Origin of the sequence: Flavobacterium muglaense, assembly GCF_014305155.1 — a bacterium.
Taxonomy (GTDB): domain Bacteria; phylum Bacteroidota; class Bacteroidia; order Flavobacteriales; family Flavobacteriaceae; genus Flavobacterium; species Flavobacterium muglaense.
Genome location: NZ_JACRUK010000031.1, coordinates 18,698 through 45,654 on the forward strand (window position 1 = coordinate 18,698; position 26,957 = coordinate 45,654).

The 26,957-nt window shown below is 35.2% G+C and carries 22 protein-coding genes and 1 pseudogene; 14 read left to right on the forward strand and 9 right to left on the reverse strand.

The window, feature by feature from the left end; translation table 11 throughout:
- The first annotated feature begins 16 nt into the window (after positions 1-16).
- From H8R24_RS12180 to purL, 3 genes are all read left to right on the forward strand, one after another.
- Positions 17-1,534 carry a hypothetical protein gene (locus H8R24_RS12180; RefSeq protein WP_187019469.1) on the forward strand — a complete coding sequence of 506 codons (1,518 nt, stop codon included), beginning with the start codon at positions 17-19 and terminating at the stop codon, positions 1,532-1,534.
- 171 nt (positions 1,535-1,705) lie between these two features.
- Positions 1,706-3,550 (forward strand): endonuclease, encoded by a 1,845-nt coding sequence (locus H8R24_RS12185; protein ID WP_187019467.1) that lies wholly within the window; start codon positions 1,706-1,708, stop codon positions 3,548-3,550.
- A gap of 112 nt (positions 3,551-3,662) precedes the next feature.
- Complete coding sequence (gene purL, locus H8R24_RS12190; RefSeq protein WP_187019465.1) at positions 3,663-7,331, forward strand: phosphoribosylformylglycinamidine synthase; 3,669 nt, start codon at positions 3,663-3,665, stop codon at positions 7,329-7,331.
- Between the two features lie 74 nt (positions 7,332-7,405).
- On the opposite strand, the gene H8R24_RS12195 is transcribed toward purL, so the two are convergent.
- Positions 7,406-7,897 carry a DUF4920 domain-containing protein gene (locus H8R24_RS12195; protein WP_222617401.1) on the reverse strand — a complete coding sequence of 164 codons (492 nt, stop codon included), beginning with the start codon at positions 7,895-7,897 and terminating at the stop codon, positions 7,406-7,408.
- A 266-nt stretch (positions 7,898-8,163) separates the two neighbouring features.
- On the opposite strand from H8R24_RS12195, the gene H8R24_RS12200 reads away from it, so the two are divergent.
- From H8R24_RS12200 to H8R24_RS12245, 10 genes are all read left to right on the forward strand, one after another.
- Positions 8,164-8,898 (forward strand): suppressor of fused domain protein, encoded by a 735-nt coding sequence (locus tag H8R24_RS12200; RefSeq protein ID WP_187019463.1) that lies wholly within the window; start codon positions 8,164-8,166, stop codon positions 8,896-8,898.
- Between the two features lie 157 nt (positions 8,899-9,055).
- The gene (locus H8R24_RS12205) at positions 9,056-9,478 is read left to right on the forward strand and encodes a hypothetical protein (protein WP_187019461.1); all 423 of its coding nucleotides are present in this window, start codon (positions 9,056-9,058) and stop codon (positions 9,476-9,478) included.
- 190 nt (positions 9,479-9,668) lie between these two features.
- A complete protein-coding gene (locus tag H8R24_RS12210) occupies positions 9,669-11,444 on the forward strand; it encodes an AMP-dependent synthetase/ligase (RefSeq protein ID WP_187019459.1) in 1,776 nt (591 codons plus the stop codon).
- 348 nt (positions 11,445-11,792) lie between these two features.
- Positions 11,793-12,275 carry a MarR family winged helix-turn-helix transcriptional regulator gene (locus H8R24_RS12215; protein ID WP_187019456.1) on the forward strand — a complete coding sequence of 161 codons (483 nt, stop codon included), beginning with the start codon at positions 11,793-11,795 and terminating at the stop codon, positions 12,273-12,275.
- Positions 12,276-12,354: 79 nt separating this feature from the next.
- Positions 12,355-14,745, forward strand: coding sequence for a 3-hydroxyacyl-CoA dehydrogenase/enoyl-CoA hydratase family protein (locus H8R24_RS12220; protein WP_187019453.1), 2,391 nt, complete (start codon positions 12,355-12,357; stop codon positions 14,743-14,745).
- 110 nt (positions 14,746-14,855) lie between these two features.
- Positions 14,856-16,037 (forward strand): acetyl-CoA C-acyltransferase, encoded by a 1,182-nt coding sequence (locus H8R24_RS12225; RefSeq protein ID WP_187019451.1) that lies wholly within the window; start codon positions 14,856-14,858, stop codon positions 16,035-16,037.
- Between the two features lie 165 nt (positions 16,038-16,202).
- On the forward strand, positions 16,203-17,993 hold the full coding sequence (locus H8R24_RS12230) for an acyl-CoA dehydrogenase family protein (RefSeq protein ID WP_187019449.1): 1,791 nt from the start codon (positions 16,203-16,205) through the stop codon (positions 17,991-17,993).
- A 128-nt stretch (positions 17,994-18,121) separates the two neighbouring features.
- Positions 18,122-18,649: a superoxide dismutase family protein gene (locus tag H8R24_RS12235; RefSeq protein WP_187019446.1), complete on the forward strand. Its 528-nt coding sequence runs from the start codon at positions 18,122-18,124 to the stop codon at positions 18,647-18,649.
- A complete protein-coding gene (locus H8R24_RS12240; protein WP_187019444.1) occupies positions 18,582-19,238 on the forward strand; it encodes a YdeI/OmpD-associated family protein in 657 nt (218 codons plus the stop codon). The genes H8R24_RS12235 and H8R24_RS12240 overlap by 68 nt, the downstream gene beginning before the upstream one ends.
- Positions 19,239-19,319: 81 nt before the next feature.
- On the forward strand, positions 19,320-20,522 hold the full coding sequence (locus tag H8R24_RS12245) for an LETM1-related biofilm-associated protein (protein WP_187019441.1): 1,203 nt from the start codon (positions 19,320-19,322) through the stop codon (positions 20,520-20,522).
- 33 nt (positions 20,523-20,555) lie between these two features.
- Here the strand turns inward: H8R24_RS12245 and can are convergent, their stop codons facing one another.
- The 4 genes and pseudogenes from can to H8R24_RS12265 all read right to left on the reverse strand — a co-directional run bounded on the left by can (position 20,556) and on the right by H8R24_RS12265 (position 23,903).
- Positions 20,556-21,191, reverse strand: coding sequence for a carbonate dehydratase (gene can / locus H8R24_RS12250; protein WP_187019439.1), 636 nt, complete (start codon positions 21,189-21,191; stop codon positions 20,556-20,558).
- 88 nt (positions 21,192-21,279) lie between these two features.
- Complete coding sequence (locus H8R24_RS12255; protein WP_187019437.1) at positions 21,280-22,935, reverse strand: SulP family inorganic anion transporter; 1,656 nt, start codon at positions 22,933-22,935, stop codon at positions 21,280-21,282.
- A gap of 77 nt (positions 22,936-23,012) precedes the next feature.
- Complete coding sequence (locus H8R24_RS12260; RefSeq protein ID WP_187019434.1) at positions 23,013-23,297, reverse strand: hypothetical protein; 285 nt, start codon at positions 23,295-23,297, stop codon at positions 23,013-23,015.
- A 132-nt stretch (positions 23,298-23,429) separates the two neighbouring features.
- Positions 23,430-23,903: pseudogene (locus tag H8R24_RS12265) on the reverse strand (Dps family protein).
- 95 nt (positions 23,904-23,998) lie between these two features.
- Here H8R24_RS12265 and H8R24_RS12270 point away from each other — a divergent pair.
- Positions 23,999-24,943 carry a LysR substrate-binding domain-containing protein gene (locus tag H8R24_RS12270; RefSeq protein ID WP_187019432.1) on the forward strand — a complete coding sequence of 315 codons (945 nt, stop codon included), beginning with the start codon at positions 23,999-24,001 and terminating at the stop codon, positions 24,941-24,943.
- Between the two features lie 4 nt (positions 24,944-24,947).
- On the opposite strand, the gene H8R24_RS12275 is transcribed toward H8R24_RS12270, so the two are convergent.
- The 4 genes from H8R24_RS12275 to mnmD all read right to left on the reverse strand — a co-directional run bounded on the left by H8R24_RS12275 (position 24,948) and on the right by mnmD (position 26,741).
- Positions 24,948-25,148 (reverse strand): hypothetical protein, encoded by a 201-nt coding sequence (locus tag H8R24_RS12275; protein ID WP_187019430.1) that lies wholly within the window; start codon positions 25,146-25,148, stop codon positions 24,948-24,950.
- 185 nt (positions 25,149-25,333) lie between these two features.
- The gene (locus H8R24_RS12280) at positions 25,334-25,531 is read right to left on the reverse strand and encodes a hypothetical protein (RefSeq protein ID WP_187019428.1); all 198 of its coding nucleotides are present in this window, start codon (positions 25,529-25,531) and stop codon (positions 25,334-25,336) included.
- 203 nt (positions 25,532-25,734) lie between these two features.
- Entirely contained in the window at positions 25,735-25,932 is a 198-nt protein-coding gene (locus H8R24_RS12285) for a hypothetical protein (RefSeq protein WP_187019426.1), read from the reverse strand.
- A 137-nt stretch (positions 25,933-26,069) separates the two neighbouring features.
- On the reverse strand, positions 26,070-26,741 hold the full coding sequence (gene mnmD / locus H8R24_RS12290) for a tRNA (5-methylaminomethyl-2-thiouridine)(34)-methyltransferase MnmD (protein WP_187019424.1): 672 nt from the start codon (positions 26,739-26,741) through the stop codon (positions 26,070-26,072).
- Between the last annotated feature and the right edge of the window lie 216 nt (positions 26,742-26,957).

Consider the following 26,957-nt stretch of genomic DNA (forward strand, 5'->3'; position numbering starts at 1 on the left):
CAAAAAATAAACCCCAATGCGTCCTATAACAGTCTTGTTTTTTATCGGATTATTTATCTCCATTTGCTCCTGCAGGGCTGATTTTGAAACTGTTGCCAGTTCAGGCGATTTAACTTTTTCAAGAGACACCATTTTTCTAGACACCGTATTTACAAACATAGGTTCTAGCACTTACCGCCTGAAGGTTTATAATAAAACAAAGAACGACATCAATATACCTACCATACAATTAGGTCAAGGTTTAGCCTCAAAATACCGCATGACCGTTGACGGAATACAAGGCAATAATGGCAAGCTTTTTTCGAATGTTACCCTTTTAGCCAAAGACAGCTTGTACATTTTCATCGAAACAACTGCAAATAGTGCTGATGCCAATCCCAAAGATTTTCTATATACCGATAATATTGAATTTGACAGCGGTGCCAATTTGCAAAAAGTAGCACTAGTAACTTTGATTCAAGACGCCGTTTTTTTATACCCAAAACGCTTTACCAATGGCACAACCGAGACCGTACCTACCGAAGATGGCAGGACCATTGAAGGTTTCTACCTCGATGAAAACGACCCAATCAATGGCAACGAATTAAAATTTACCAACAAAAAACCATACGTTATCTACGGATACGCCGCAGTTCCCGAAGGAAAAACAGCCGTTTTTGACGCTGGAGCAAGGGTTTATTTCCATGCTAACTCAGGCTTAATGGTATCGACCACTGCATCTATTCAAGTGAACGGAAAAAAATCAGTGACAGATCAACTGGAAAATCAGGTTATTTTTGAAGGAGACCGTTTACTATCAGACTACGACAAAATTCCCGGTCAATGGGGCGCTATTTGGCTAAAAGCTGGAAGCACTAATAACAAATTCAATCACACCACCATCAAAAACGCCACCATAGGATTGCGCATTCAAAGTAACGATGGGACGCTAACTACAATAAAAAACACTCAAATTTACAACAGTGCTAATTATGGAATTTATGCACAAACGAGTCTAATTGAAGGAGAAAACATTGTCATCAACTCGGCTGGACTTGCAGCATTAGCCTGTACTTTTGGCGGAAGCTATCAATTTACACATTGTACATTCAACAACAACTGGAACAGCTCGTCACAGGTTGCCGTTTCGGTGACGAACTACAATCTAGACAAAACGGCCAACCCGATTGACTTGACAAATGCCACCTTTAACAACTGTATTATCTACGGATCGTACTTCAACGAACTCTTTCTGGACAAAAAAGCAGCAGCACAATTCAACTATAAATTCAATAATTGCCTTATCAAATACGATAGCGCAACTACAGATCCCAACTACCTTTTTAAAACTGATGCAACCCATTACAGCAACATTATTTTAAATCAAAGTCCGAAGTTTTTCAATAGTAATGCAAATCAATTGTATATCGACAATACTTCTGGCGCTTTCGCAAAAGGGAATTCGACTTATGCAATCCCACTTGATATTCTAAGCAAAATACGCACACTTCCGCCCGACTTAGGCGCCTATCAAAACACCGTTTTTCCAAAATAAAGGAGAAATCAATATTGTTGCCTGTTTTCGAACAACTTAAAAAAAGTTTAGAAAGTTAAAATTTTCATAACGTTGTATGTTCATTAATTACATAGATTTGGCGCAACTTAAAATCTCCTGTTGATTTTATTTAAAGACCATTAAAAACAAACCAAATCTATTTTCAACTACATGAAAAAACACTACACACTTGCCTTGTTGTTAAGCATTACAGCAGTAATGGCACAAATTCCATCAGGTTATTACAACACCGCTACAAGCAGTGGTTATACCTTAAAAACCGAACTGTATACCATTATTAAAAATCATACCGATAATGGTTACGGCGGACTGTATACTACCTACCAAACATCTGACGTAGATAATTTTTACGAAAAAGACGGTACTATTTTAGACATGTATTCTGAAAAACCAAACGGTACAGATCCTTATAATTACACAACAAATAGCACACAACGCTGCGGTACCTATTCTGCCGAAGGAAACTGTTACAATAGAGAACATATTGTACCACAATCCAGTTTTAACTCTACTGCGCCTATGGTTTCAGACGCGCATTTTATCACACCTACTGACGGAAAAGTAAACGGGCAACGCTCTAATTATCCACACGGAAATGTTGCTACGGCAAGTTGGACCTCATTAAATGGTAGTAAATTAGGTACTAGTGCTGTCTCTGGATATACAGGAACCGTATTTGAACCTATTGATGAGTTTAAAGGTGATATTGCGCGCATGTATTTTTACTTTGCCACACGTTACGAAACAACGGTTTCTGGATATTCTTACCCTATGTTTAACGGTACGACAAATCAAGTTTTTACAACTGCTTTTTTAAACATGTTACTAGCTTGGAACACCCTTGATCCTGTAAGCCCAAGGGAGGTAGCACGTAACAATGCCATTTATGCCACCCAAAACAATAGAAATCCTTACATAGATCATCCAGAATATGTGCAAAAAGTATGGAACCCTACTGCAGATACACAAGCACCTTCTACTCCTACTAATTTAATAGCATCCGGAACAACTCAAACAACAACTAGCTTATCATGGACTGCTGCAAATGATAATGTTGCTGTAACAACTTATGATGTCTATCAAGGAAGTGCATTAAAAGCAACTGTAACTACTACAAATTACTCCGTTACAGGCTTAACCGCTGCAACGACTTATGGCTTCTCAATTAAAGCAAAAGATGCTGCTGGAAATACATCAAGCGCCAGCAGCACCTTAAATGTTACTACAACTACTAACGCATCGGCAACAGCCACAGAATTATACTTCTCAGAATATATTGAAGGTTCTTCTAACAACAAGGCACTCGAAATCGCAAATGCTACAGCTAGCACAATCAACTTAAGTGTTTATAGCATCAAAAAACAAACAAACGGTTCAGGATCATGGAGTTCAGGAATCACGTTGAGTGGTAGTTTAAGCAAGGGAAACAAATACACAATTGTAAATAGTGCTATTGCTTCTAGTTGTTATTCCACTGCATCGACTAACCTTAGTACAACTGCTTCAGAAATGACTTTTAACGGAAATGATGCCGTAGGTTTATTTAAAAACGGGATTCTTATTGACATTATTGGTACTTACAACGGCGGAACTGCAAATTTTGCTGCTGATGTAACTTTAAGAAGAAAAGCTACGGTTTCTGGACCTACAACTACCTTTAATAAAACGACCGACTGGGATACTTATGCATCAGACACTTGCAATAATTTAGGTAGTAAAACAATACAGTCTAGCGCAAAAACAGCAATTATTGCTGATGAAGCTATTGCAACGGAAACCTTAATTTATCCCAATCCTTCGCATGGTGATTTTATAATTTACAACAGCAATAAACAATATGCTGTGACTATTTACAACCTTATAGGCCAAGTTGTTTTTGAAGAAAAAAGCAGTAACAGCAGCACTTTATCTGTTACAAATTTACTTAAAGGAATCTATCTCGTTAAAATTACAGACGAAACACATACTACCATTAAAAAGATACTAATCAACTAGTTACTCACAAAACAACTTACATTTAAAAAGCGGCAATATTGCCGCTTTTTTTTATTAGCATTTTAATCTTAATTAACTAAATTTGCAACGCAATACAACAAACTACACAACAATGATCCATTTCTTTGAAAACCAAAGCAAAACTGTTTTTGCAGTACAGACGCAAAACGAAATTTCGGCTCAAGACATTTCAAAATTAAACTGGCTTTTTGCCGACTCCAATAAAATAGAAAAATCCGTATTGACGGATTTTTTTGTTGGCCCACGCGCCACTATGATTACGCCATGGAGTACTAATGCCGTTGAAATTACTCAAAATATGGGGATTTCAGGAATCATTAGAATCGAAGAATTTAAAGCCGTAACGGAAGATTTCTCTGATTTTGATCCGATGCTTTCGCAAAAGTACAGCGCACTTGATCAAGACATTTTTACAATCAATATCGAGCCAGAAGCAATTCTAGAGATTGAAGATATCGCTGCTTACAACCAATCAGAAGGTTTGGCGTTAAGCCCTGAAGAAGTAGCATACCTTGACAACTTAGCCGTGAAAATTGGTAGAAAATTGACCGATTCAGAGGTTTTTGCTTTCTCACAAGCCAATTCAGAGCACTGTCGCCATAAAATTTTCAATGGAACATTTGTAATTGATGGCGAAGAAATGCCTTCATCATTGTTCAAATTAATCAAGAAAACATCACAAGAAAACCCGAACGATATCGTCTCGGCATACAAAGATAATGTGGCTTTTGTAAAAGGACCACGCGTAGAACAATTTGCACCAAAAAGTGCTGACAAAGCTGACTTTTATGAAGTTAAAGAGTTTGACTCAGTAATTTCATTAAAAGCAGAAACCCACAATTTCCCAACAACTGTAGAGCCTTTTAACGGAGCTGCAACGGGAGCTGGTGGAGAAATTCGTGACCGTTTAGCAGGAGGACAAGGTTCGTTGCCATTAGCAGGAACTGCAGTATACATGACCTCTTACTCTCGTTTAGAGTCCTTCGACTCCGCTCAGGAAAATAGACCTTGGGAAAACGGAATGACAGAAAGAAAATGGTTGTATCAAACACCAATGGACATTTTGATCAAAGCATCTAACGGAGCATCTGACTTTGGAAACAAATTCGGTCAACCACTTATTACGGGTTCCATTCTAACATTCGAACATGAAGAGGACGCTCGCAAATTGGGTTTTGATAAAGTTATCATGCAAGCAGGTGGAATTGGATACGGAAAATTAGATCAAGCGATAAAGAAAAAACCACAAACAGGAGACAAAATTGTTATTCTAGGTGGAGAAAATTATAGAATTGGAATGGGTGGAGCAGCAGTTTCATCGGCAGATACAGGTGCTTTTAGTTCTGGTATCGAGTTAAACGCTATCCAACGTTCGAATCCAGAAATGCAAAAACGTGCCGCTAATGCCATTCGTGGATTAGTGGAAAGTGATGTTAACCCAATTGTATCTATTCACGATCACGGAGCAGGTGGACACTTAAATTGCCTTTCGGAATTAGTAGAAGAAACAGGAGGATTAATCGATCTAGACAAATTACCTGTTGGTGATCCTACCCTTTCGGCAAAAGAAATTATTGGTAACGAGTCACAAGAAAGAATGGGACTGGTTATTGCCAAAGAAAATATCGATATTTTACAACGCATTGCAGACAGAGAACGCTCTCCTATGTACCAAGTTGGTGATGTTACTGGTGATCATCGTTTTACATTCGAATCAAAAACTACTGGTGCTAAACCAATGGATTATGCTTTAGAGGACTTCTTTGGTAGTTCGCCAAAAGTAGTGATGACTGATAAAAACATCGATAGAAACTATGCCGATTTAGGATACGACAAGAAAAACATTTCAACTTATTTAGAGCAAGTATTGCAGCTAGAAGCAGTAGCTTGTAAAGACTGGTTGACAAATAAAGTAGACCGTTGTGTAGGTGGAAAAGTAGCCAAACAACAAACTGCAGGCCCTTTACAATTGCCATTGAATAACTGTGGTGTAATGGCCTTAGATTACAACGGAAAAGAAGGTGTTGCTACCTCAATTGGCCACTCGCCTATTGCATCACTAATCGATCCTGTTGCAGGAACGAGAACGGCGATTGCGGAGTCTTTGTCTAACATTGTTTGGGCTCCTATTAAAGGTGGTTTAGACGGAATTTCACTTTCGGCTAACTGGATGTGGGCTTGTAAAAATGAAGGAGAAGACGCTCGTTTGTACGCAGCTGTTCAAAGTTGTTCGGATTTTGCAATCGAATTAGGAGTGAATATTCCAACAGGAAAAGATTCGCTTTCTATGAAACAACGTTATCCGAACGAAGAAGTTATTGCGCCCGGAACGGTAATTATTTCGGCAGGTGGAAACTGTACTGATATTCAAAAAGTGGTTGAACCTGTCTTGCAAAAAGACGGGGATTCTATTTATTACATCAATTTGTCACAAGACGAATTTAAACTAGGAGGTTCATCGTTTGCACAAACGTTGAATAAAATTGGAAAAGATGCACCTACTATCAAAGATGCTGCTTTCTTCAAAAAAGCCTTCAATACAATCCAAGAGTTAATTCTTGACAATCAAATTGTAGCAGGACACGATATAGGAAGTGGTGGTTTGATCACTACTTTATTAGAAATGTGTTTTGCAGATGTAAATTTGGGTGCCAAAATTGATTTTTCTGTTTTTGAAGAAAAAGACATTATTAAATACCTTTTTGCTGAGAATATTGGTCTTGTTTTTCAAGCAAAAAATGATGCTGATTTAGAAGCTAAGTTAAATGCAAATAGTGTTTCTTTCTATAAATTAGGAACAGTTACCACAAATGCAAAATTAGCGTTTAGCTCTTGTGAATTAGATATTGCAAAATACAGAGATATTTGGTTCAAAACCTCTTTTTTATTAGATCAAAAACAATCTAAAAACGGAACAGCACAAGCGCGTTTTGATAATTATAAAAACCAAGCGTTACAGTTCACATTCCCTGCTCATTTTACAGGTAAAAAGCCTGTCATTAACGGAAATGCTCGACCAAAAGCGGCCATCATTCGTGAAAAAGGAAGTAACTCAGAACGTGAAATGGCTAATGCCATGTATTTAGCTGGTTTTGATGTAAAAGACATTCACATGACCGATTTGATTTCGGGACGTGAAAACCTAGAAGATGTTCAGTTCATTGGTGCTGTTGGAGGATTCTCTAACTCTGATGTATTAGGATCTGCTAAAGGTTGGGCCGGAGCGTTCTTGTACAACGAAAAAGCAAAAACAGCTTTGGATAATTTCTTTAAAAGAGAAGACACTTTATCAGTAGGTATTTGCAATGGTTGCCAATTATTGATGGAATTAGAAAAAATAAATCCAGAGCACGAAGTACACGGAAAAATGCTTCATAACGATAGTAATAAGCACGAAAGTATCTTTACCTCGGTAACTATTCAAGAAAATAAATCAGTAATGTTGTCAACTCTTTCAGGAGCAACATTAGGAGTTTGGGTATCACATGGAGAAGGAAAATTCAACTTACCAGAACCAGAAGCAAACTACAACATTGTAGGGAAATACTGTTACGACAGCTATCCTGCAAACCCAAATGGATCTGATTACAACACAGCAATGCTATGCGACACAACAGGTCGTCATTTAGTGATGATGCCACATATTGAGCGCTCTACTTTCCAGTGGAACTGGGCTAATTATCCAGCTGGTAGAAACGATGAGGTTTCGCCATGGCATGAAGCTTTTGTTAATGCAAGATTGTGGATTGAGAAAAAGTAATTTTTTAATTAATTATAGTGAAAGCGCCCCTTAAAAGGAGCGCTTTTTTTATTATAAATTTAAAGACCGTTGGCTTACTTTTGAATCAATACACCATCAGCCATCAATGAATACTTCGTTTTAGGAGCTACAATACTATCAATTGCAGCTTGCGACTTGCCGTCATCCTTAGCATAATGTTTCAAATCTTCAACAGATTCTACACTAACATACGCTTTACCACTTATGATTACCTCTTCATCCTTAGAATCTGTAGGAACAAAAAAAGCATAATCTTTGAATTTTACAAAAACTTCTTTTTCATCAGGTAAATCTAGATTCATCCAGCAACCTTTTTCTTTACAAACCGCTTTAATCTTTGATTTGAATTTAATAGCAACAGTATCTCCTTGGGCCATTTTAGCATAAGTCGCTAATACCTCTTCTTTTGACAAAGCGTTTTCTGCCGAAATACTATCGCCAAAGGTAGCATAAGCCACATCCGACTTCATTTCTTGTACTTTTTCTTCCTTTTTACAACTCGCTAAAGCCAAAATTGAACAAGCAATTACAATTGTTTTTTTCATTATTATATATTTAGGTTAGTATGATATAAGCTCAAAAATAAGTAGAAAAATCAAAAACAACTTCAATACTATCTCGTTTTTTAAACAATTCGAATAAAAAACCTCCAATCCCCAGTTTTACTTTAGATCATAATAGCCTAACACTTCCACTAGGTCAGACTACGCCCCTTCTGCTAAATAATTTTAAAAATTTTTTAAAATTCTGAAAATTTTTCCTATTTTTAACCAAACAACCAATAGCAAACAGCACCTAAAAGTAATAAAGAATGAGTGATCAAGAAATGTCTAAATCTGGAAATCCTATTTATCGTTACGATGATGTTGTCCCGAATGAGTTTAGGCCTGCTATTGGTGATGATCAAAACATAGATGCAATCTCCGATCATATAGAAAAACACATTGGCCCGATTGAGCTCGTATACCATGAAATCGTTTCAGACCATGTTCATATTGATATTCATTGGGTAAAACCCTCTAAGAAATTCCCATTCAACACACTGGTAACATCCGGAATGAGTGACCTACCAATGCATGTACCCGAAGGCTTAGAAAACTTTCGCTTTGCGGAACTCTGCATTTTACTGCCTAACGATTGGAAAATTGACGAAAAAGCATTTGAAGATGAAAACAATTACTGGCCCGTACGGTGGTTAAAGACCATTGCCCGTTTTCCTCATGAATACAATACCTGGGTGGGAGAAGGACATACAATTCCCAATGGTGAAAATGCAGCTCCATTTGCCGATAATACAAAGCTAGGCTGTATGATGCTACTATCAAGCTATACATTTGGTGAAGAATTTACAACCTTAGAAATTAATGATCAAAAAAACATTCATTTTCACTGTTTGATTCCGCTTTATAAAGAAGAAATGTTACTGAAACTAAAAAAAGGAAGCGACGCCTTGCTTGACAAGTTTGATAAATATGAAATTTCAGAAATTATAAACAACAATAGAGTAAACACTGCTGCCAAAAAAGGGTTATTTGGTCTTTGGTAAAAATACTACAAGAATGCGACAACTAGCCAAAACATCCTATTACACAAGGAATTTGATTACAGAATTGCTTTTTTTTATGATCGAATAGTTGTGCAAATTAGTTGGAAACAGTAGTTTTGGACCAATTCCAAAAACTTTAATACAATCCACGCCAAAGATGATAAATACCATAAAGCAATCAGTCGTTATTTCCTTACTTTTCCTTGTAAATTGCTTTTCGCAAAATGTAGAAAAAATAGAAATCAAAGGCAATACGCATTTCATCACCACAAAAATAAACTACCCCATTACTGGAACCTATCTTTTTGAAGGCGCAAAAGAACCTATCATGCAATTGAATCCTAATGGTACAGGGATTTACCAATTGACTGATTTGACAAAACAATCAATCGTATGGGGAATGGAATGTCTAGAAAATGGAACTCCTAAATACCAAAAAGGTTTCAACTACGCGACCTACTCCCTTTGGTACAAAACAGAAGGTGACGACCAAGAATGGACGTATGCACACTTCTCAATTCACTTCCAAAAGAAGAAAATGTTTATAATGGGCGAACGAGTTAAAGAATATCAAGAATAAATAATTTTTATTTTGTAACTTTACCACATTGACGCTTTAGAACTCAAAATCAACCTCTTATTTTTTTATTTTAAGAAAACGATTGCGTTACAACACAAAATTCTAATTTATTTTTCCGAATTAATTTTTTAAAAACAAAAAGTGAACTGTTTTTTTATTTAATTTGCGATTCAATTCAACATTCCGATTAATGACTTCTATCACCAGACTCTTTGATTTTCCTTATTATCAACAAGATAAATACACTTCAATTCCAGACGCTTTAGTAACAAAGCAAGATGGTGTATGGGTAAAAACATCTACTCAAGAATATATTGCAAAAGCCAATGCAGTTTCAAGAGCATTACTCCAATTAGGCATTAAAAAAGACGATAAGATCGCCATCATTTCATCTACAAATAGAACGGAATGGAATATTATGGATATTGGTATTCTACAAACTGGTGCACAAACGGTGCCTATTTACCCAACAATATCCGAAGAAGATTACGAATACATCCTGAACCATTCTGGTGCTATCTATTGTTTTGTATCAGATACAGAAGTCCTAGATAAACTAAATTCAATCAAGCATAACGTTTCTAATTTGAAAGAAGTGTACACTTTTAATCAAATTGAAGGATTTAAAAACTGGAGTGAGTTACTAGTTCTTGGTGCAGATGAAAGCAATCAACACGAAGTTGAAGCTGCCAAAAACAGTGTAAAAACAGAAGACTTAGCTACAATCATATACACCTCTGGAACAACAGGAAGACCTAAGGGTGTAATGTTATCTCATAGTAACATTGTATCTAATGTATTAAATAGTGCTCCAAGAATTCCTTTTGAGGCAGGAAAAAGTAGAGCATTAAGCTTTTTGCCTATCTGTCATATTTTTGAACGTATGATCTTGTATTTATACCAATATTATGGTGTTTCAATTTATTTTGGAGAAGCAATCGACAAAATAAGTGACAACCTTAAAGAAGTTAAACCTACAGTTATTACAGCAGTACCAAGACTTCTAGAAAAAGTGTACGACAAAATATACGCAAAAGGAGCTGACCTAACTGGTATCAAAAGAAAATTATTTTTCTGGGCTATTGACCTAGGATTGCGTTACGAACCTTATGGAGCAAATGGTGCTTGGTACGAATTTCAATTAAAAATAGCTCGAAAATTAATTTTTAGCAAATGGAAAGAAGGTCTTGGTGGAAACCTTGACTTAATGGTTTCTGGAAGTGCAGCTTTGCAAACAAGACTAGCACGCGTATTTGCCGCAGCCGAAATCCCTGTAATGGAAGGATACGGATTAACAGAAACTTCTCCCGTTATCTCTGTGAATGACATGAGAAACAAAGGATTCAAAGTAGGAACAGTAGGAAAAGTAATTGATGGCGTAGAAGTAAAAATTGCCGAAGATGGCGAAATTCTATGCAAAGGCCCTAACGTAATGATGGGCTACTTTAAAGACGACGCAAAAACTGCCGAGGAAATCAAAGACGGTTATTTCCATACCGGAGATATAGGTGAGTTTGACAGCGAAGGCTTCTTAAAAATTACCGATCGTAAAAAAGAAATGTTCAAAACATCTGGTGGAAAATACATTGCTCCACAGATTCTAGAAAATACTATGAAACAATCGCGTTTCATTGAACAAATCATGGTAATTGGAGATGGTCAAAAAATGCCTGCCGCATTTATCCAACCAAGTTTTGACTTTATTAAAGAATGGGCAGCTATTCACAAAGTAGATGTAGGGACTACAAATGAAGACTTAATTACAAATACAAAAGTAATTGCCCGAATTCAAGAAGAAATTGACGGACTGAATGAAAAATTTGGAAATTGGGAAAAAATCAAACGTTTTGAATTAACACCTGATACTTGGTCTGTAGAAGGTGGCCAACTAACGCCGACTTTAAAACTGAAACGAAAAATAGTCATGCAAATGTACAAACCACTATTTAACAAGATATACAATTAAAAACATCCAAAACCACGAATTTCGATTCGTGGTTTTTTGTTTTTATATCCTATTTCATACTGAAATGTAATCAGGCTAAATAATAAAAATCGAAAAACACGATTAGAAACAACAATCAATACTACCCCTATCGGTTCATCAAAACCTTTAATTTAGTTCGAGAAATAGAAATAATCACCATCTTTTACTTTCATAAGTAACTATGTCAAAAAAATAACGTTAAAAAAATAACCAATTTGCTCTTATTCAGCGGTGTTTTTTTATATTTAATACTTTTTAACAAAAAATATTTGAATTTATTATGCGTGCATAGTATTTTTTCTTATATTTGAAATCGATATAGTTCCTATGAAAGACAAAACAATAGATTACATCCTTAGAGCTACTTGGCAAGCAGTCGCACGAATGTATAATGAAGAAGCTTCAAAGTATGATGCGAGCATGGCAACAGGGTTTGCTTTACTAAGCATTGACAAAGAAGGTGGTACTCCCTCAACGGCCTTAGGACCAAAAATGGGAATGGAGGCCACCAGTTTGACTCGGACTTTAAAATCTATGGAAGACAAAGGATTAATTGTTCGAAAGAAAAACCCAGATGATGGTCGTGGAGTACTAATCTACTTAACCGATTTTGGAAAAGAAAAAAGAGCATTATCAAAGAGTACGGTTTTGCAATTCAATGAAGCAGTAAAACATAATATTTCGGAAGAAAAATTACAGCATTTCATTGAAGTATCAGAAACAATCAACGAACTCATTTTAGAAAAAAATATTTTTACTAATTCAAGTGTCAGCGAAATGACACATCAAACTGAAAATACAGAAAACTAACTCGTTCTAGCTGTTGCATTTTAATCGATAAAACAATAAATGAGATTTTTTTCTCCCTCAAAAAAAAAAATAAAAAAGTATGAAACGCACAATTAAAAAAGTTGCAGTAATTGGATCCGGAATCATGGGTTCTGGAATTGCTTGTCATTTTGCTAACATTGGTGTCGAAGTTTTGCTTCTAGATATTGTTCCTAGAGAGCTTACAGAACTTGAAGCCAAAAAAGGGTTAACATTAGAAAGCAAGGTAGTAAGAAACCGATTGGTAAACGAGCATTTAAATAATGCTTTAAAATCGAAACCCTCTCCTATTTATAGTCAGAAATTTGCTAATCGTATCACGACTGGTAATACTACTGATGACATGGCAAAAATTGCTACTGTAGACTGGATTATTGAGGTAGTTGTGGAAAGACTAGATATTAAGAAACTAGTTTTTGAACAAGTGGAGAAATACCGCAAGCCGGGTACCTTAATTACATCTAACACTTCAGGTATTCCTATTCACTTTATGAGTGAAGGAAGAAGTGAAGATTTCCAGAAACACTTTTGTGGAACGCACTTTTTTAACCCTGCGCGTTATTTAAAATTATTTGAAATTATTCCTGGCCCACAAACTTCAACTGAAGTTTTGGACTTCCTTACTATATATGGTGAGAAATTTTTAGGAAAAACTTCGGTTGTCGCTAAGGATACTCCAGCATTTATTGGAAACCGTATCGGAATTTATGGAATCCAAAGTTTGTTCCACTTGGTGAAAGAAATGGGATTGACTATCGAAGAAGTAGATAAATTGACTGGACCAGTAATTGGTAGACCTAAGTCGGCTACTTTTAGAACTGTTGACGTTGTAGGACTAGATACTTTAGTACATGTTGCTAACGGAATCTATGACAACTGCCCTACCGATGAGCAACACGACTTATTTAAACTTCCAGAGTTTGTAAACAAAATGATGGAAAACAAATGGTTAGGAAGCAAAACAGGACAAGGTTTCTACAAAAAAGAAGGAAAAGAAATTCTGACTTTAGACTTAGACACTTTAGAATATAGATCGGCTAAAAAAGCGTCGTTTGCTACACTTGAATTAACAAAAACTATTGATAAACCAATCAACCGTTTTAAAGTTCTTGTAAAAGGAAAAGACAAAGCAGGTGAATTTTACAGAAAAAGTTTTTCTGGAATGTTTGCTTACGTTTCAAATAGAATTCCTGAAATTTCAGATGAGTTATACAAAATTGACGATGCTATGAAAGCTGGTTTCGGTTGGGAAAATGGACCATTCGAAATTTGGGATGCTATAGGTGTTGAAAAAGGAATTGAAATCATGAAAGCGGAAGGTTTAGAACCTGCTGCTTGGGTAACAGAGATGCTAGCTGCTGGAAACAAAAGCTTCTACACTGTTAAAGATGGAGCAACTCATTTTTACAGCATTCCTGCAAAAGCACAAACGAAAATCCCTGGACAAGATGATTTTATTATCCTGGACAACATTCGCGAAAGCAAAAAAATATGGAGCAACAGTGGTGGAGTAATCACTGATCTAGGTGATGGAATCATCAACTTAGAGTTCCTTTCAAAAATGAATACTATTGGTGGTGACGTTTTACAAGCGATCAATAAAGCCATTGATTTAGCCGAAAAAGAATACCAAGGTTTAGTTATTGGTAATCAAGCAGGAAACTTCTCTGTAGGTGCAAACATTGGTATGATCTTTATGATGGCCGTGGAGCAAGAATATGATGAGTTGAATATGGCTATCAAAATGTTCCAGGATACGATGATGCGTGTGCGTTACTCATCAATTCCAGTTGTGGTTGCACCACACGGAATGACTTTTGGTGGTGGATGCGAAATGAGCTTACATGCTGATAAAGTTGTAGCTGCAGCTGAAACCTACATGGGATTAGTAGAATTTGGTGTAGGTGTGATTCCTGGTGGTGGTGGTTCTAAGGAACTTGCATTGCGTGCATCAGACTTATTCCATAAAAATGACGTAGAGCTGAATGTATTACAAGAATATTTCTTGACTATTGCTATGGCAAAAGTATCAACTTCTGGTTACGAAGCCTTTGATTCTGGACTATTACAACACGGTAAAGATATTATCGTAGTGAACAAAGACCGTCAAATTGCCGAAGCTAAGAAACATGCTTTACTAATGGCAGAAGCGGGTTACACACAACCAATTCGAAGAACTGACGTAAAAGTATTAGGAAAACAAGCTTTAGGTATGTTCTTAGTAGGAACGGACCAAATGGAAGCGGGTAAATACATCTCAGAGCACGATAAGAAAATTGCTAACAAACTTGCTTATGTAATGGCTGGTGGTGATTTATCTGAACCAACAATGGTAAGCGAACAATATTTATTAGATCTTGAACGTGAAGCTTTCTTGTCATTATGTACCGAAAGAAAAACACTAGAAAGAATCCAATTTATGCTAACCAAAGGGAAACCGCTTAGAAATTAAAAGCCCCCTAGCCCCCAAAGGGGGAATCTAGAAGGTTTAACTATAATATTAACTAAAAATCCTATTCACCCCTAATAGGAATTCCCCCTCCGGGGGGCTAGGGGGCTAATATGAAAACAGCCTATATAGTAAAAGCATACAGAACTGCAGTTGGTAAAGCACCAAAGGGAGTTTTTAGATTTAAAAGACCTGATGAATTAGCAGCAGAAACCATCGAATTCATGATGAATGAACTGCCTGATTTTGACAAAACGCGTATTGACGACGTAATGGTTGGAAACGCGATGCCTGAGGCAGAACAAGGACTTAACGTTGCTCGTTTGATCTCTTTGATGGGATTAAAAGTAGAGGATGTTCCTGGAGTAACCGTAAACCGTTACTGCGCATCTGGTTTAGAAACGATTGGTATGGCTACAGCTAAAATTCAATCAGGAATGGCACACTGTATTATTGCAGGTGGTGCTGAGAGCATGAGCTTTATTCCGATGGGAGGTTACAAACCAACTCCGGATTATGCTGTTGCAAAAGCAGGAAACGAGGACTACTACTGGGGAATGGGTTTAACGGCCGAAGCAGTAGCACAACAGTTTAAAGTTTCAAGAGAAGATCAAGATGAGTTTGCTTATAACTCGCACATGAAAGCTTTAAAAGCACAAGCCGAAGGTAAATTTGACAAACAAATTGTCCCTATTACAGTAGAACAAACGTTTATCAATGAAAACGGTAAAAAAGAAACTAAATCGTATGTGGTAAACAAAGATGAGGGACCAAGAGCCGGAACTTCAATAGAAGCTTTAGCAGGACTAAGACCTGTTTTTGAAGCTGGTGGAAGTGTAACAGCTGGTAACTCTTCACAAATGAGTGATGGTGCTGCTTTTGTACTTGTGATGAGTGAAGAAATGGTAAAAGAATTAAACCTAGAGCCAATTGCAAGATTAGTAAACTTTGCTTCAGCAGGTGTTGAACCTAGAATTATGGGTATCGGACCAGTAAAAGCGATTCCAAAAGTATTGAAACAAGCAGGTTTATCTCTTAATGATATTGACTTATTCGAATTGAACGAAGCTTTTGCTTCTCAATCATTAGCTGTAATAAGAGAATTAGATTTAAATCCTGATATCATCAACGTAAATGGTGGAGCGATATCAATGGGACACCCACTAGGATGTACAGGTGCTAAGTTATCAGTTCAACTATTTGATGAGATGAAACGCCGTGGTAACAAATACGGTATCGTGACAATGTGCGTAGGAACAGGTCAAGGTAGCGCCGGGGTTTATGAGCTGATGTAAAGCCCCCTACCCCCGCAGGGGGAATGACCAAGATTACCATTAAAAATTAGATTTCCAAGTTCTTAAACAGATATATTCACATCTTTAACTTCATTTAGGTTAAAGAATTTAAAACCCTACTGACCCCTAGTAGGATTTCCCCCTTCGGGGGTAAGGGGGCGAATTATGGCAGACGTAACTAGAGGAGGACAATTCCTTGTAAAAGAAACAAAGTGCGAAGATATCTTCACTCCTGAAGACTTCAACGAAGAACAAATAATGATGCGTGACTCTGTAAAAGAGTTCGTTGATAAAGAATTATGGCCAAATAAAGACCGTTTTGAAAAGAAAGATTACGCTTTAACTGAAGAAACAATGCGTAAAGCAGGTGACTTAGGTTTCTTAAGTGTAGCTGTTCCTGAAGCTTACGGCGGAATGGGAATGGGATTTGTAAACACCGTTTTAGTTTGTGATTACATCTCTGGAGCAACGGGATCATTCTCGACTGCTTTCGGAGCACACACAGGAATTGGTACTATGCCAATTACTTTATACGGTAGCGAAGAGCAAAAACAAAAATACGTACCTAAATTAGCTTCTGGTGAGTGGTTTGGTGCTTATTGTTTGACTGAACCGGGTGCCGGATCTGACGCTAACTCAGGAAAAACGAAAGCAGTTTTATCTGAAGATGGAAAAACATACTCTATCACAGGGCAAAAAATGTGGATTTCGAATGCAGGTTTCTGTAGCGTATTCATCGTTTTTGCACGTATTGGTAATGATAAAAACATTACTGGCTTTATCGTTGAAAACACTGCTGATAACGGAATTTCAATGGGTGAAGAAGAGCACAAACTAGGAATTAGAGCTTCTTCTACTCGTCAAGTTTTCTTTAACGAAACTAAAGTTCCTGTTGAGAACATGTTGTCTGAAAGAGGAAACGGATTTAAAATTGCAATGAATGCATTAAATGTTGGACGTATTAAATTGGCAGCAGCTTGTCTAGACGCACAACGTAGAGTAATTACTAATGCAACCGCTTACGCAAATGAGAGAATTCAGTTCAACACTGCAATTTCACAATTTGGAGCAATCCGTTCAAAATTAGCTGATATGGCAACTAGCTGTTATGCTGGTGAAAGTGCTACTTATAGAGCTGCAAAAGATATTGAAAACAGAATCACAGCTCGTGAAGCTGAAGGATCTACTCATCAAGATGCCGAATTAAAAGGTGTTGAAGAATACGCAATTGAGTGTTCTATCTTGAAAGTTGCAGTATCTGAAGATGTTCAAAACTGTTCTGATGAAGGTATTCAAATCTTTGGAGGAATGGGATTCTCAGAAGATACTCCGATGGAGAGCGCCTGGAGAGATGCTCGTATTGCTCGTATTTACGAAGGTACAAACGAAATCAACAGAATGCTATCTGTAGGAATGTTGATCAAAAAAGCAATGAAAGGACATGTTGACTTATTAGGACCTGCAACAAAAGTTGGTGAGGAACTTTTAGGAATACCTTCATTTGATACTCCAGATTACTCTGAGTTATTTGCTGAAGAAAAAGAAATGGTTGGTAAATTGAAAAAAGCGTTCTTAATGGTTGCTGGTAGTGCAGTTCAAAAATTTGGAACTGACTTAGACTCTCACCAACAAATTTTGATGGCTGCTTCAGATATGTTAATCGAAATCTACATGGCTGAAAGCACAATTCTTAGAACTGAAAAATTAGTTAAAAAAGAAGGAGAAGATAAAGTACAAGAGCAAATTGCAATGGCAAAACTATACTTGTACCAAGCAGTAGACGTAGTAACTCAAAAAGGAAAAGAAAGTGTTATTTCTTTTGCTGAAGGAGACGAGCAACGCATGATGCTTATGGGATTAAGACGTTTCACTAAATATACTAATATGCCAAATATTGTAGGATTAAGAGAAATGATTACCGCTAAATTAGTTGCTGAAAACGCTTATTGTTTTTAAGCTTCTGAAGATAGTTTTTAGTTAGATTTATTTGTTAAAAAACCGCAACTGTTGTAAAACATTGCGGTTTTTTTATTTTTGACAGCTCTTAATTAAGTAACTTTATAGCAAAATTTAAAACCTTTCACATGAAAAAAATAATTATATCAACTGCTTTAGTTGTTGCAATTCTAATTGGTTGTAAAACCAATAGTTCATCTAGCGACAGTAAAAAATTAGAAATTGCTTTTGAAGCAAAAAGCAATAGTTCTGTTTCTGGAACAGCAACTTTTATAGAGAAAAATGGTAAGGTAACTTTTGTTGCTAAACTAGCAGGCTTACAACCAGGAGTTCACGCCATTCACATCCATGAAAAATCAGATTGTTCAGCCGCAGATGGTAGCTCGGCAGGAGGACATTGGAATCCAACATTCAAAAAGCATGGTAAATGGGGCGTTGGAGAATACCACAAAGGAGACATTGGTAATTTTACCGCTGACGCAAAAGGAAACGGAACTATCACTATGACTACAGACGAATGGTGTATAGGATGCGGAGATCCTGCAAAAGACATTTTAGGCAAAGGCTTAATTGTACACCAAGGTACAGATGATTTTACTTCACAACCATCAGGAAACGCAGGTGCTAGAGTTGCTTGCTCGGCAATCATTAAATAATTTATTGGCACAAACGACTTTGGAAGAAAAAGAACTTCTATATTTAAAAAATGCATTAGAATGGCGTAATTGGCTTCATGAAAATCACGCCAACTCTAAGGGCATTTATTTGCTTTTGTACAAAATAAACAGCTCTTACGAGAGTATGCGCTGGGAAGAAGCTGTTAAGGTTGCTTTATGTTACGGCTGGATCGACTCTACAGCAAAAAAAATTGATAACGAGGCTCGCCAACAAACATTTACTCCTCGAAAAGACAAAAGCGTCTGGAGCAAAGTCAATAAATCACACATTGAGCAACTACTACTTGACAACTTAATGCATCAAAGCGGTCTTACTAAAATAGAAACCGCCAAACAAAATGGCTCTTGGACCGCTCTGGACCAAGTAGAAGATTTAATCATTCCTGCCGACTTACAAGACGCTTTTGACACGAACAGCAACGCCTACAAGAACTATCTCAACTTTAGTCCTTCTTATCGAAAAAGTTATCTCTACTGGCTCCATCAAGCAAAACGTACAGAAACAAGGAATAAAAGAATTAACGAAATAGTACATTGTTGTGAAAACAATCTAAAATCACGGATTTAAACTAAATTTAATCATTAATTGAAGCTCGCTTTTTTAATAAACTGATAAATAAACTTAGCTTTGCAGTTTTAAATTGATACCATGATTAACCCTTCGGCTTCCGGTTGGATAGATAAATATTTTAGCAAGCAAAAACTGTCCGAGAAAATACTATCTGCGGACACTGATCTGTTTTATCAAAAAATTAGAAAAACGGGCTTTATCTACGGACATATCGTATCCTTTGAAACCGATGTTCCTATTGATACTAAAGGATGGGTGCAAAATGAAATACCAAAGGTGGCTTTATTGAATACTTTATTTGCCATTTATACCTTAACAAAACAAGAAAAAGATCCCGATCACTTCATTACAAAAACACTATCTTTTTATAATGAAATGAATCCAAAAGGTTTTAGTCTATTTAAAAAAGTACTACCAAATGGTGCTCCGTCATTAAATTTAGAAAAAATAATTGATGAACGTGTTCAAACCAACATTGACATCATCAATAAAAACTTTTCACACATTGTAACTAATGCGTTATTATTTATGGATGTTTTGGCTTTTCGCCAATATTTACTTCATGACGAAATACCTGAAAAATATTTAAAAAAAATAGAAGAAACCGTTAATAGTTTGGTAACGCTTTCTCTAAAAACAAAGCTGAATAAATCCAATTACGATGATTTACTAATCAAACTTTTCGAAGCATCCGTACGTTACAGTAAGTTTTCAAAAGTAAATGTTCAAAATTTAGAAGAATTAAATTTAGAATATTTCACTAATGATTTAGAGAAATACTATTTAATAGATATGGCCGGAATGGCGCTATGGAGTGACGGTCAAATTGAAAACGAGGAGGTTTACTTTCTGCATAAATTAGGCGAATTACTAAAAGTATCAGACTCATTTGTAAAAGAAAGTATCACCAGCACTGATGCATTTATCAATACCCATAAAAAGGATATCCCCTATTTTAATTATTCCAATCCGGTAAAACATTTTTACGATCAAACAACCCAAAGTGTGATCACGTTAATCAGTAGAAACAAAAACCGATTAGTGAAAGAAATTGTACAAAGTAAAGAGTTGATGATTTTACTAGCCACTTCTACCACGCGAGACTTAGATGAAAAAGAAAAGAAAAAAGTAAAAAAACAGTTATTAGACATCTGTAAATCAGTACCGTCATTAACCATCTTTTTACTTCCTGGAGGCAGTTTATTGCTTCCTATATTAATCAAGTTTATCCCTAAGCTTTTACCATCTGCTTTTAATGAAAATCTTGACGAAAACGAGTAAAAAAAAAGTCGCTTACTAAAGCGACTTTTTTAATTAAAATTTCAATTGAAAAACTTCATCTAGATCTTTATTCGAACTAATATTTACTTTTAAATCAGTTACAAATCCTGAATTCAAACCGTAAACCCAACCATGAATACTTAGGTCTTGACCACTTTTCCAAGCAGCTTGAACGATAGAAGTTTTAGATAAGTCAAAAACTTGTTCTTTAATATTTATTTCAACAAAAGCATTAAATCGTTCCGTTTCGTCTTCTATAGAATCTAAATAAGTATTATGTAAACGATAAACATCTTTAATATGACGAATCCAGTTATCAATAATTCCTATTGATTGATTTCCCATTGCAGCTTTCACACCACCACAACCGTAGTGACCACATACAATTACATGTTTTACTTTTAAAACATTCACAGCATAATCTAATACACTCAACATATTCATATCTGAATGGACTACCATATTAGCAATATTTCTATGTACAAACACTTCTCCAGGCTTAGCACCAATGATTTCATTTGCAGGTACACGACTATCTGAACAACCAATCCATAACAATGGTGGTGTTTGCCCTTTGGCCAAATCTGCAAAATAGTTTGGGTCTTTGGCTAAAGCCGTTTCCACCCATTCCTTATTATTATCTAATATTTTTTTATAAAAATCACTCATTATCTTTCGTTTTAAATTTTTAATACTTCCTTTGAGCTTAATCGTTTTATCAAATTTACGATTAAAACACAACTAATAACTATGGGCACTACTCATTGTTCGGCGTTTCTACAATTTCTTTTTTAACCATCTGTCTTTTAGCAACATCATAATAATGTTCGAATGTAACATGGTTTGTAGCCTCTGGACTATTTTCTAAATCGTACGCTTTTTTAAACCCTTTCAATTTTACTTTAATGTTTTCGTCTACAGCGCGCGTTTCTTTAAATTCTTTTATTAAATCTAAGATATCATGAGCAATATAAACCGTATCCTGTGCATTAATGATCACCTTAGAGTTTTCAGGAATATCACTTAACGTGCTTTTAATGGCCGCTTTATTCAAGAAAGATACTTCTTGAGCAAGATCGATATGGATAATATCTCCATCCACATATTCTTCTTTTTTAAAGCTATACGCTCTTTTAAGATTCCCTTTCAAGATAAAAATAATACTTATGATGATACCTAGAGCAACTCCTTTTAATAAATCAGTAGTTACAACAGCAACCAAGGTAGCTACGAAAGGAATAAATTGATACTTCCCTTTCTCCCAAAAATGGATAAAAGTAGCAGGTTTAGCTAATTTGTAGCCTACTAATATTAAAATAGTAGCAAGCGTTGCTAATGGAATTTTATTCAAAATAACTGGAATTGCAAGCACACTAATCAAAAGTAAAACTCCATGAATAATTGCAGACATTTTTGATTTTGCTCCCGCGGCATTATTAGCCGATGTACGTACCACTACAGATGTCATAGGCAATCCACCCAGCAATGCACTTATCATATTACCAATACCTTGTGCTTTTAACTCTATATTAGTATCGGTATATCGTTTTTGTTCATCCATTCTATCCGAAGCTTCGATACATAAAAGCGTCTCAATTGAAGCAACGATAGCTATTGTTAATCCTACTACCCAAACTTTAGGGTTGGTAATACCTGCAAAATTAGGTGTAACTATAATTCCTTTCAACTCTTCAAATGAACTAGGAACTGGTAAAGAAACCAAATGTTCGTTAGCAATAGCCATTGAACTTCCTGTTCTAATAAAAAACTCATTTAAAATGATTCCTGCCACAACAGCAATCAAAGCACCGGGGACCAACTTCAATTTCTTTAAAAAAGGGACCTTATCCCATGAAATAAGAATTATTAACGAAACAACCGTTATTGCAATTGCCCCTAATTGCACGTGATTGAACACATCAAACAATGATGAAAAAGAGTTGTCGCCATTACTTTGAGAGAAAGATTGATCTCCTTCAAAGTCAGCATCATATCCAAACGCGTGTGGTAATTGCTTTAGGATAATAATAACCCCAATACCCGCAAGCATTCCTTCAATAACATTTGTTGGGAAATAGTTAGAAATACTACCCGCTTTTATAAAACCTAGCACAAGTTGAAAGATTCCTGCAAGGAAAACCGATGTCAAAAAGATATCAAAAGCACCAAAATCTGTAATTGCTGTTAAAATAATTGCTGTTAAACCCGCAGCCGGTCCAGATACACTCAGGTGAGATTTACTTAAATACCCCACTACAATTCCTCCTATGATACCCGAAATAATTCCAGAAAACAAAGGAGCACCAGAAGCCATTGCTATACCTAAACACAAGGGAAGCGCCACCAAAAAAACCACTAAACCAGACGCAAAATCAGATTTAAGGTTAGCAAAAAGATTGATTTTTTTTGTCATAATAATACAATATAATATAGTTACAGTGATGCTTAAATAAGCACACAGTTAATTTTCTTTAAATTTAGTCGAAAATACTATACCAAATCGGGAGGGGGAGAAAAAATACTAGAAATAATCTTATCGTGTTTTGATAAGTTTTCAGATAAAATAAGGCTTGATTTATTGTACTTACCAAGTACAACAACTACTTGATCATCATTATAATCATCAAAAATTTTAAATTCCTTTTTAGCATGTTCTTCTTCGTTCATACTAAAAATCACCGAAGTGTCACAAGACTTCTGTATCATACGTACAATAGTAGGCGTCGATAGAAAAGCTATAAATAAGAATAATAGTAAACGTGCAATTAACTTCATTAAAACAAAAATAAGGCTTTACTGATAGAATAAAAATTATGTTAAACAAAATTCTAAAAATATTAACACAAACAAAAACGTCATTACACTAACATTCTAGTATAATGACGTTTACAAATATAATATATTTTATTATTCTTCTAACCAAGCTTGCATCATCCAAATGGTTTTTTCTTGCTCACTAATAAAGTCGCTCATCATTGCATTAGTTCCTTAGTCATTTATTTAGGACGCTTTAGTAAGTACTTGTCGCTCTATTTTTAACAGGTGTGATAATGAGCCAACGATTAAATGAATCGCTTTTTCATCATTCGAAATATTTTTCCCTACCGCAAGCTGATTGTTCTTTATGTAGTCCTCAAAAGTATGTAAAGGAGTGCCTCCTAAAGTTAAAACACGCTCAGCGATTAGATCAATTTTTAACTGCGAATCATTGTACAATTCCTCAAACTTAACATGCAAATCAAAGAAACGTTTTCCTCTAATATTCCAGTGAATTCCTCTCAAATTTTGGTAATATACTTGAAAATTTGATAGCAATGTATTTAATTCATTAACTATTAATTCTGACTCTTTTACTGGCAATCCTAAAATATTAGTTTTCATAATTTTTTATTTTACTCAAATTTACCAATAAAAACAGCAAAATAAACTATAAGTTTAATTGATTGTTTTTATATTTGTATCATAAAATCCTATAGATGACAATCACACAACTTAAATACGTACTAGCAGTAGCCGAACATAAAAATTTTACGCTAGCAGCCGAAAAATGTTTTGTAACTCAGCCTACTTTGAGCATGCAAATCCAAAAAATAGAAGAAGAATTAAGCATTCAAATATTTGATCGTTCCAAAAAACCAATACAACTAACAGATATTGGTCAAAAAATAGTCAACCAAGCAAAAAACATTGTCAACGAAGCCGATAGAATTCAGGACATTGTTGAACAACAAAAAGGTTTTATAGGAGGGGAATTTAGATTAGGGATTATCCCAACGATCATGCCTACCCTATTACCGATGTTTTTAAATAATTTTATAAAAAAGTATCCAAAGGTAAAATTAATAATCGAAGAGCTCAATACAGAGGAAATTATCACCAAACTCAACAACGGACATCTTGATGCTGCAATTGCTGCAACACCCCTAATGGAAGAAAAAATTAAAGAAATTGTTTTGTATTTTGAACCTTTTGTGGCTTATATACCTGAAAGTCACCATCATTTTCAAAAAGAAGAAATTGAAGTTTCCGACTTGAATTTGGATGAAATCCTTTTATTGCAAGACGGTCATTGTTTTAGAGAAGGGATTTTGAATTTGTGTAAAAACAATAGTAAAACTGATTTTAACCACTTTCAAATAGAAAGCGGAAGTTTTGAAACACTCATTAAACTAGCCGATGAAGGACTAGGAACAACACTACTCCCTTATTTGCACACTTTAGACTTAAAGGAAACAGACAAAACAAAATTAAAACACTTTAAAGAACCTAAACCTGCTAGAGAAGTAAGTTTGATATATCCTAAAAGTGAGCTAAAAATTCACATCATAGACGCCTTGAGAACAACTATTGCTGGAGTAGTAAAAGGCGCTATCGTTTTTCAAAACGTGCAAATTGTAAGTCCGATTCAAAAAAACAAATAGGAAACTACTTTTTACAAATAACAGCAACGCATTTTGTAAGCTCTGGTTTATTATCAGTATAAAATTTAAGCCAATTTTTTAGATGTTCCATTTCATAAGGCAATAAAATTTTCATTGCTTTCTTTAATTCTTTAGCAAACAAATCAGGGTTAAAGCTTACTTTTTCAAGAGTTTCTTTAGTATAAAAATAGATTAATCTAGACATAATAAATTATTTAAAGCGTTAAAAACTTGATAGTTGTATAAATGTACTATACTTAAAATATAATAAAACAAAAGCTAAGCCAAACTGCAAAAAAGTATCGACCAATTGACAAAAAAAACTAATTAGTAATAAACACAAGCTTTGGACAACACAGCAACAGGAACCAAAAATGGTTCCTGTTTGTGTTATTCGGTCACTATAAATAAACATTTTTGAAGCTCAGGCTTTTCACTGGTAAAAAAATCCAACCACTGCTTTAAGCTTTCTAATTCGTAAGGCAATAAATTTTTCACAGCCTTTTTTAATTCTTTAATAAATAACTCCGTGTTAAAGCTAACTCTTTCAAGCACTTCCTTTGTGTAATCGTAAATCATTCTTGACATAACAAATGGGATTTATAAAATTATTGAAATAATTACTACTGTAAATATAAAGATTTCAGATAGAAACATGAGCTTAAAACAACGTTAAAAAACAAATAAAATCGTCAAAATACATATGTCGTAAAAAAGCATTGCCAAAAACTTACATTAAATAAAATAAAAGGCATAAAAAAAAGGAATCCTTATGGATTCCTTTTTACTATTTATTGATTCACAATTAATAAACATTGTTTCAGTTCAGGCTTTTCTTTAGTGTAGCTAAATAACCATTCTCGCAATTGCTCCATTTCATAAGGAAGCAAACTTTTAATCGCTTTTTCTAATTCTTTGCAAAAAAGCATCGGATCGAAACTTACTCTTTCTAATATTGATTTTGTGTAATCAAACATGATTTTCGACATAATTAAATAAGAATTTTAGGTTAGAATTAAACTTTTAACTTGACGTAAAAATACATTTTTTAGTTAGATTACTTTTAAAATTAACGTAATTTTTAGAATAATATTCTATCTTCCTTCTAAAAAAACCGCAATCCTTTTTATAATCCAGCTTTTTTAGTAGCGCGGAACATTTCTCTTTTACCTGGAGGACCAGCCAGTTTTTCGACAGTAAAACCAACCTCAATCATACTTCGTTTTACCACACCACGAGCCGCATAGGTTACTAACACTCCATTATCCTTCAATGCATCATACATTTTTTTAAAAATAGCAGTGCTCCATAATTCAGGTTGCACACGATATCCAAAAGCATCAAAATAAATCAAATCAAATGCATTCTCGTCAACGATATCAGTAAAAAACTGTTGACGCTTTGTTAGTGAAAAATCATCATCAAGCACCGTTTTCTCCTCCCAATTACTTTGGTGCATCGTGTCAAAAATAGGTTGATATTCTATAGCATCAAGTTCCTTTACGTAATTCATAGAAAGCAACTCATCTGCCGATATAGGATAGGCTTCTACCCCAACATAATCAATTATTTGGTTTCTTTTTTTACTTTCTAAGTAAGTAATAAATGCATTGAGACCTGTACCAAAACCAATTTCTAAAATTGAAACATTCTTATTTTCAAACAAAGCAAGTCCGTTTTTTATAAAAACATGCTGCGCTTCTTGAATTGCTCCATGCTTTGAGTGGTAACACTCATCCCAGTCCGGTATATGTATGGTTGTAGAACCATCTAATGTCGTAATAATTTCTCTTTTCAAAATACTGTTTTTAATGCTACACTAATATACCTAGCATTGTTACCCGTCAAAAATAATCAAAAACTAAGAAACATAGCCCTCCTCTACTCATGATTATTACATATTTAACAGAAAACAAGGGCTTTTTTTTCGGTTTTTCCATAACTAAACCACTATGGACTGAAAGTCCATAGATTTGGTTAGCAGACTTAAAGTCTGCACGGTTGCTAGTCTTCA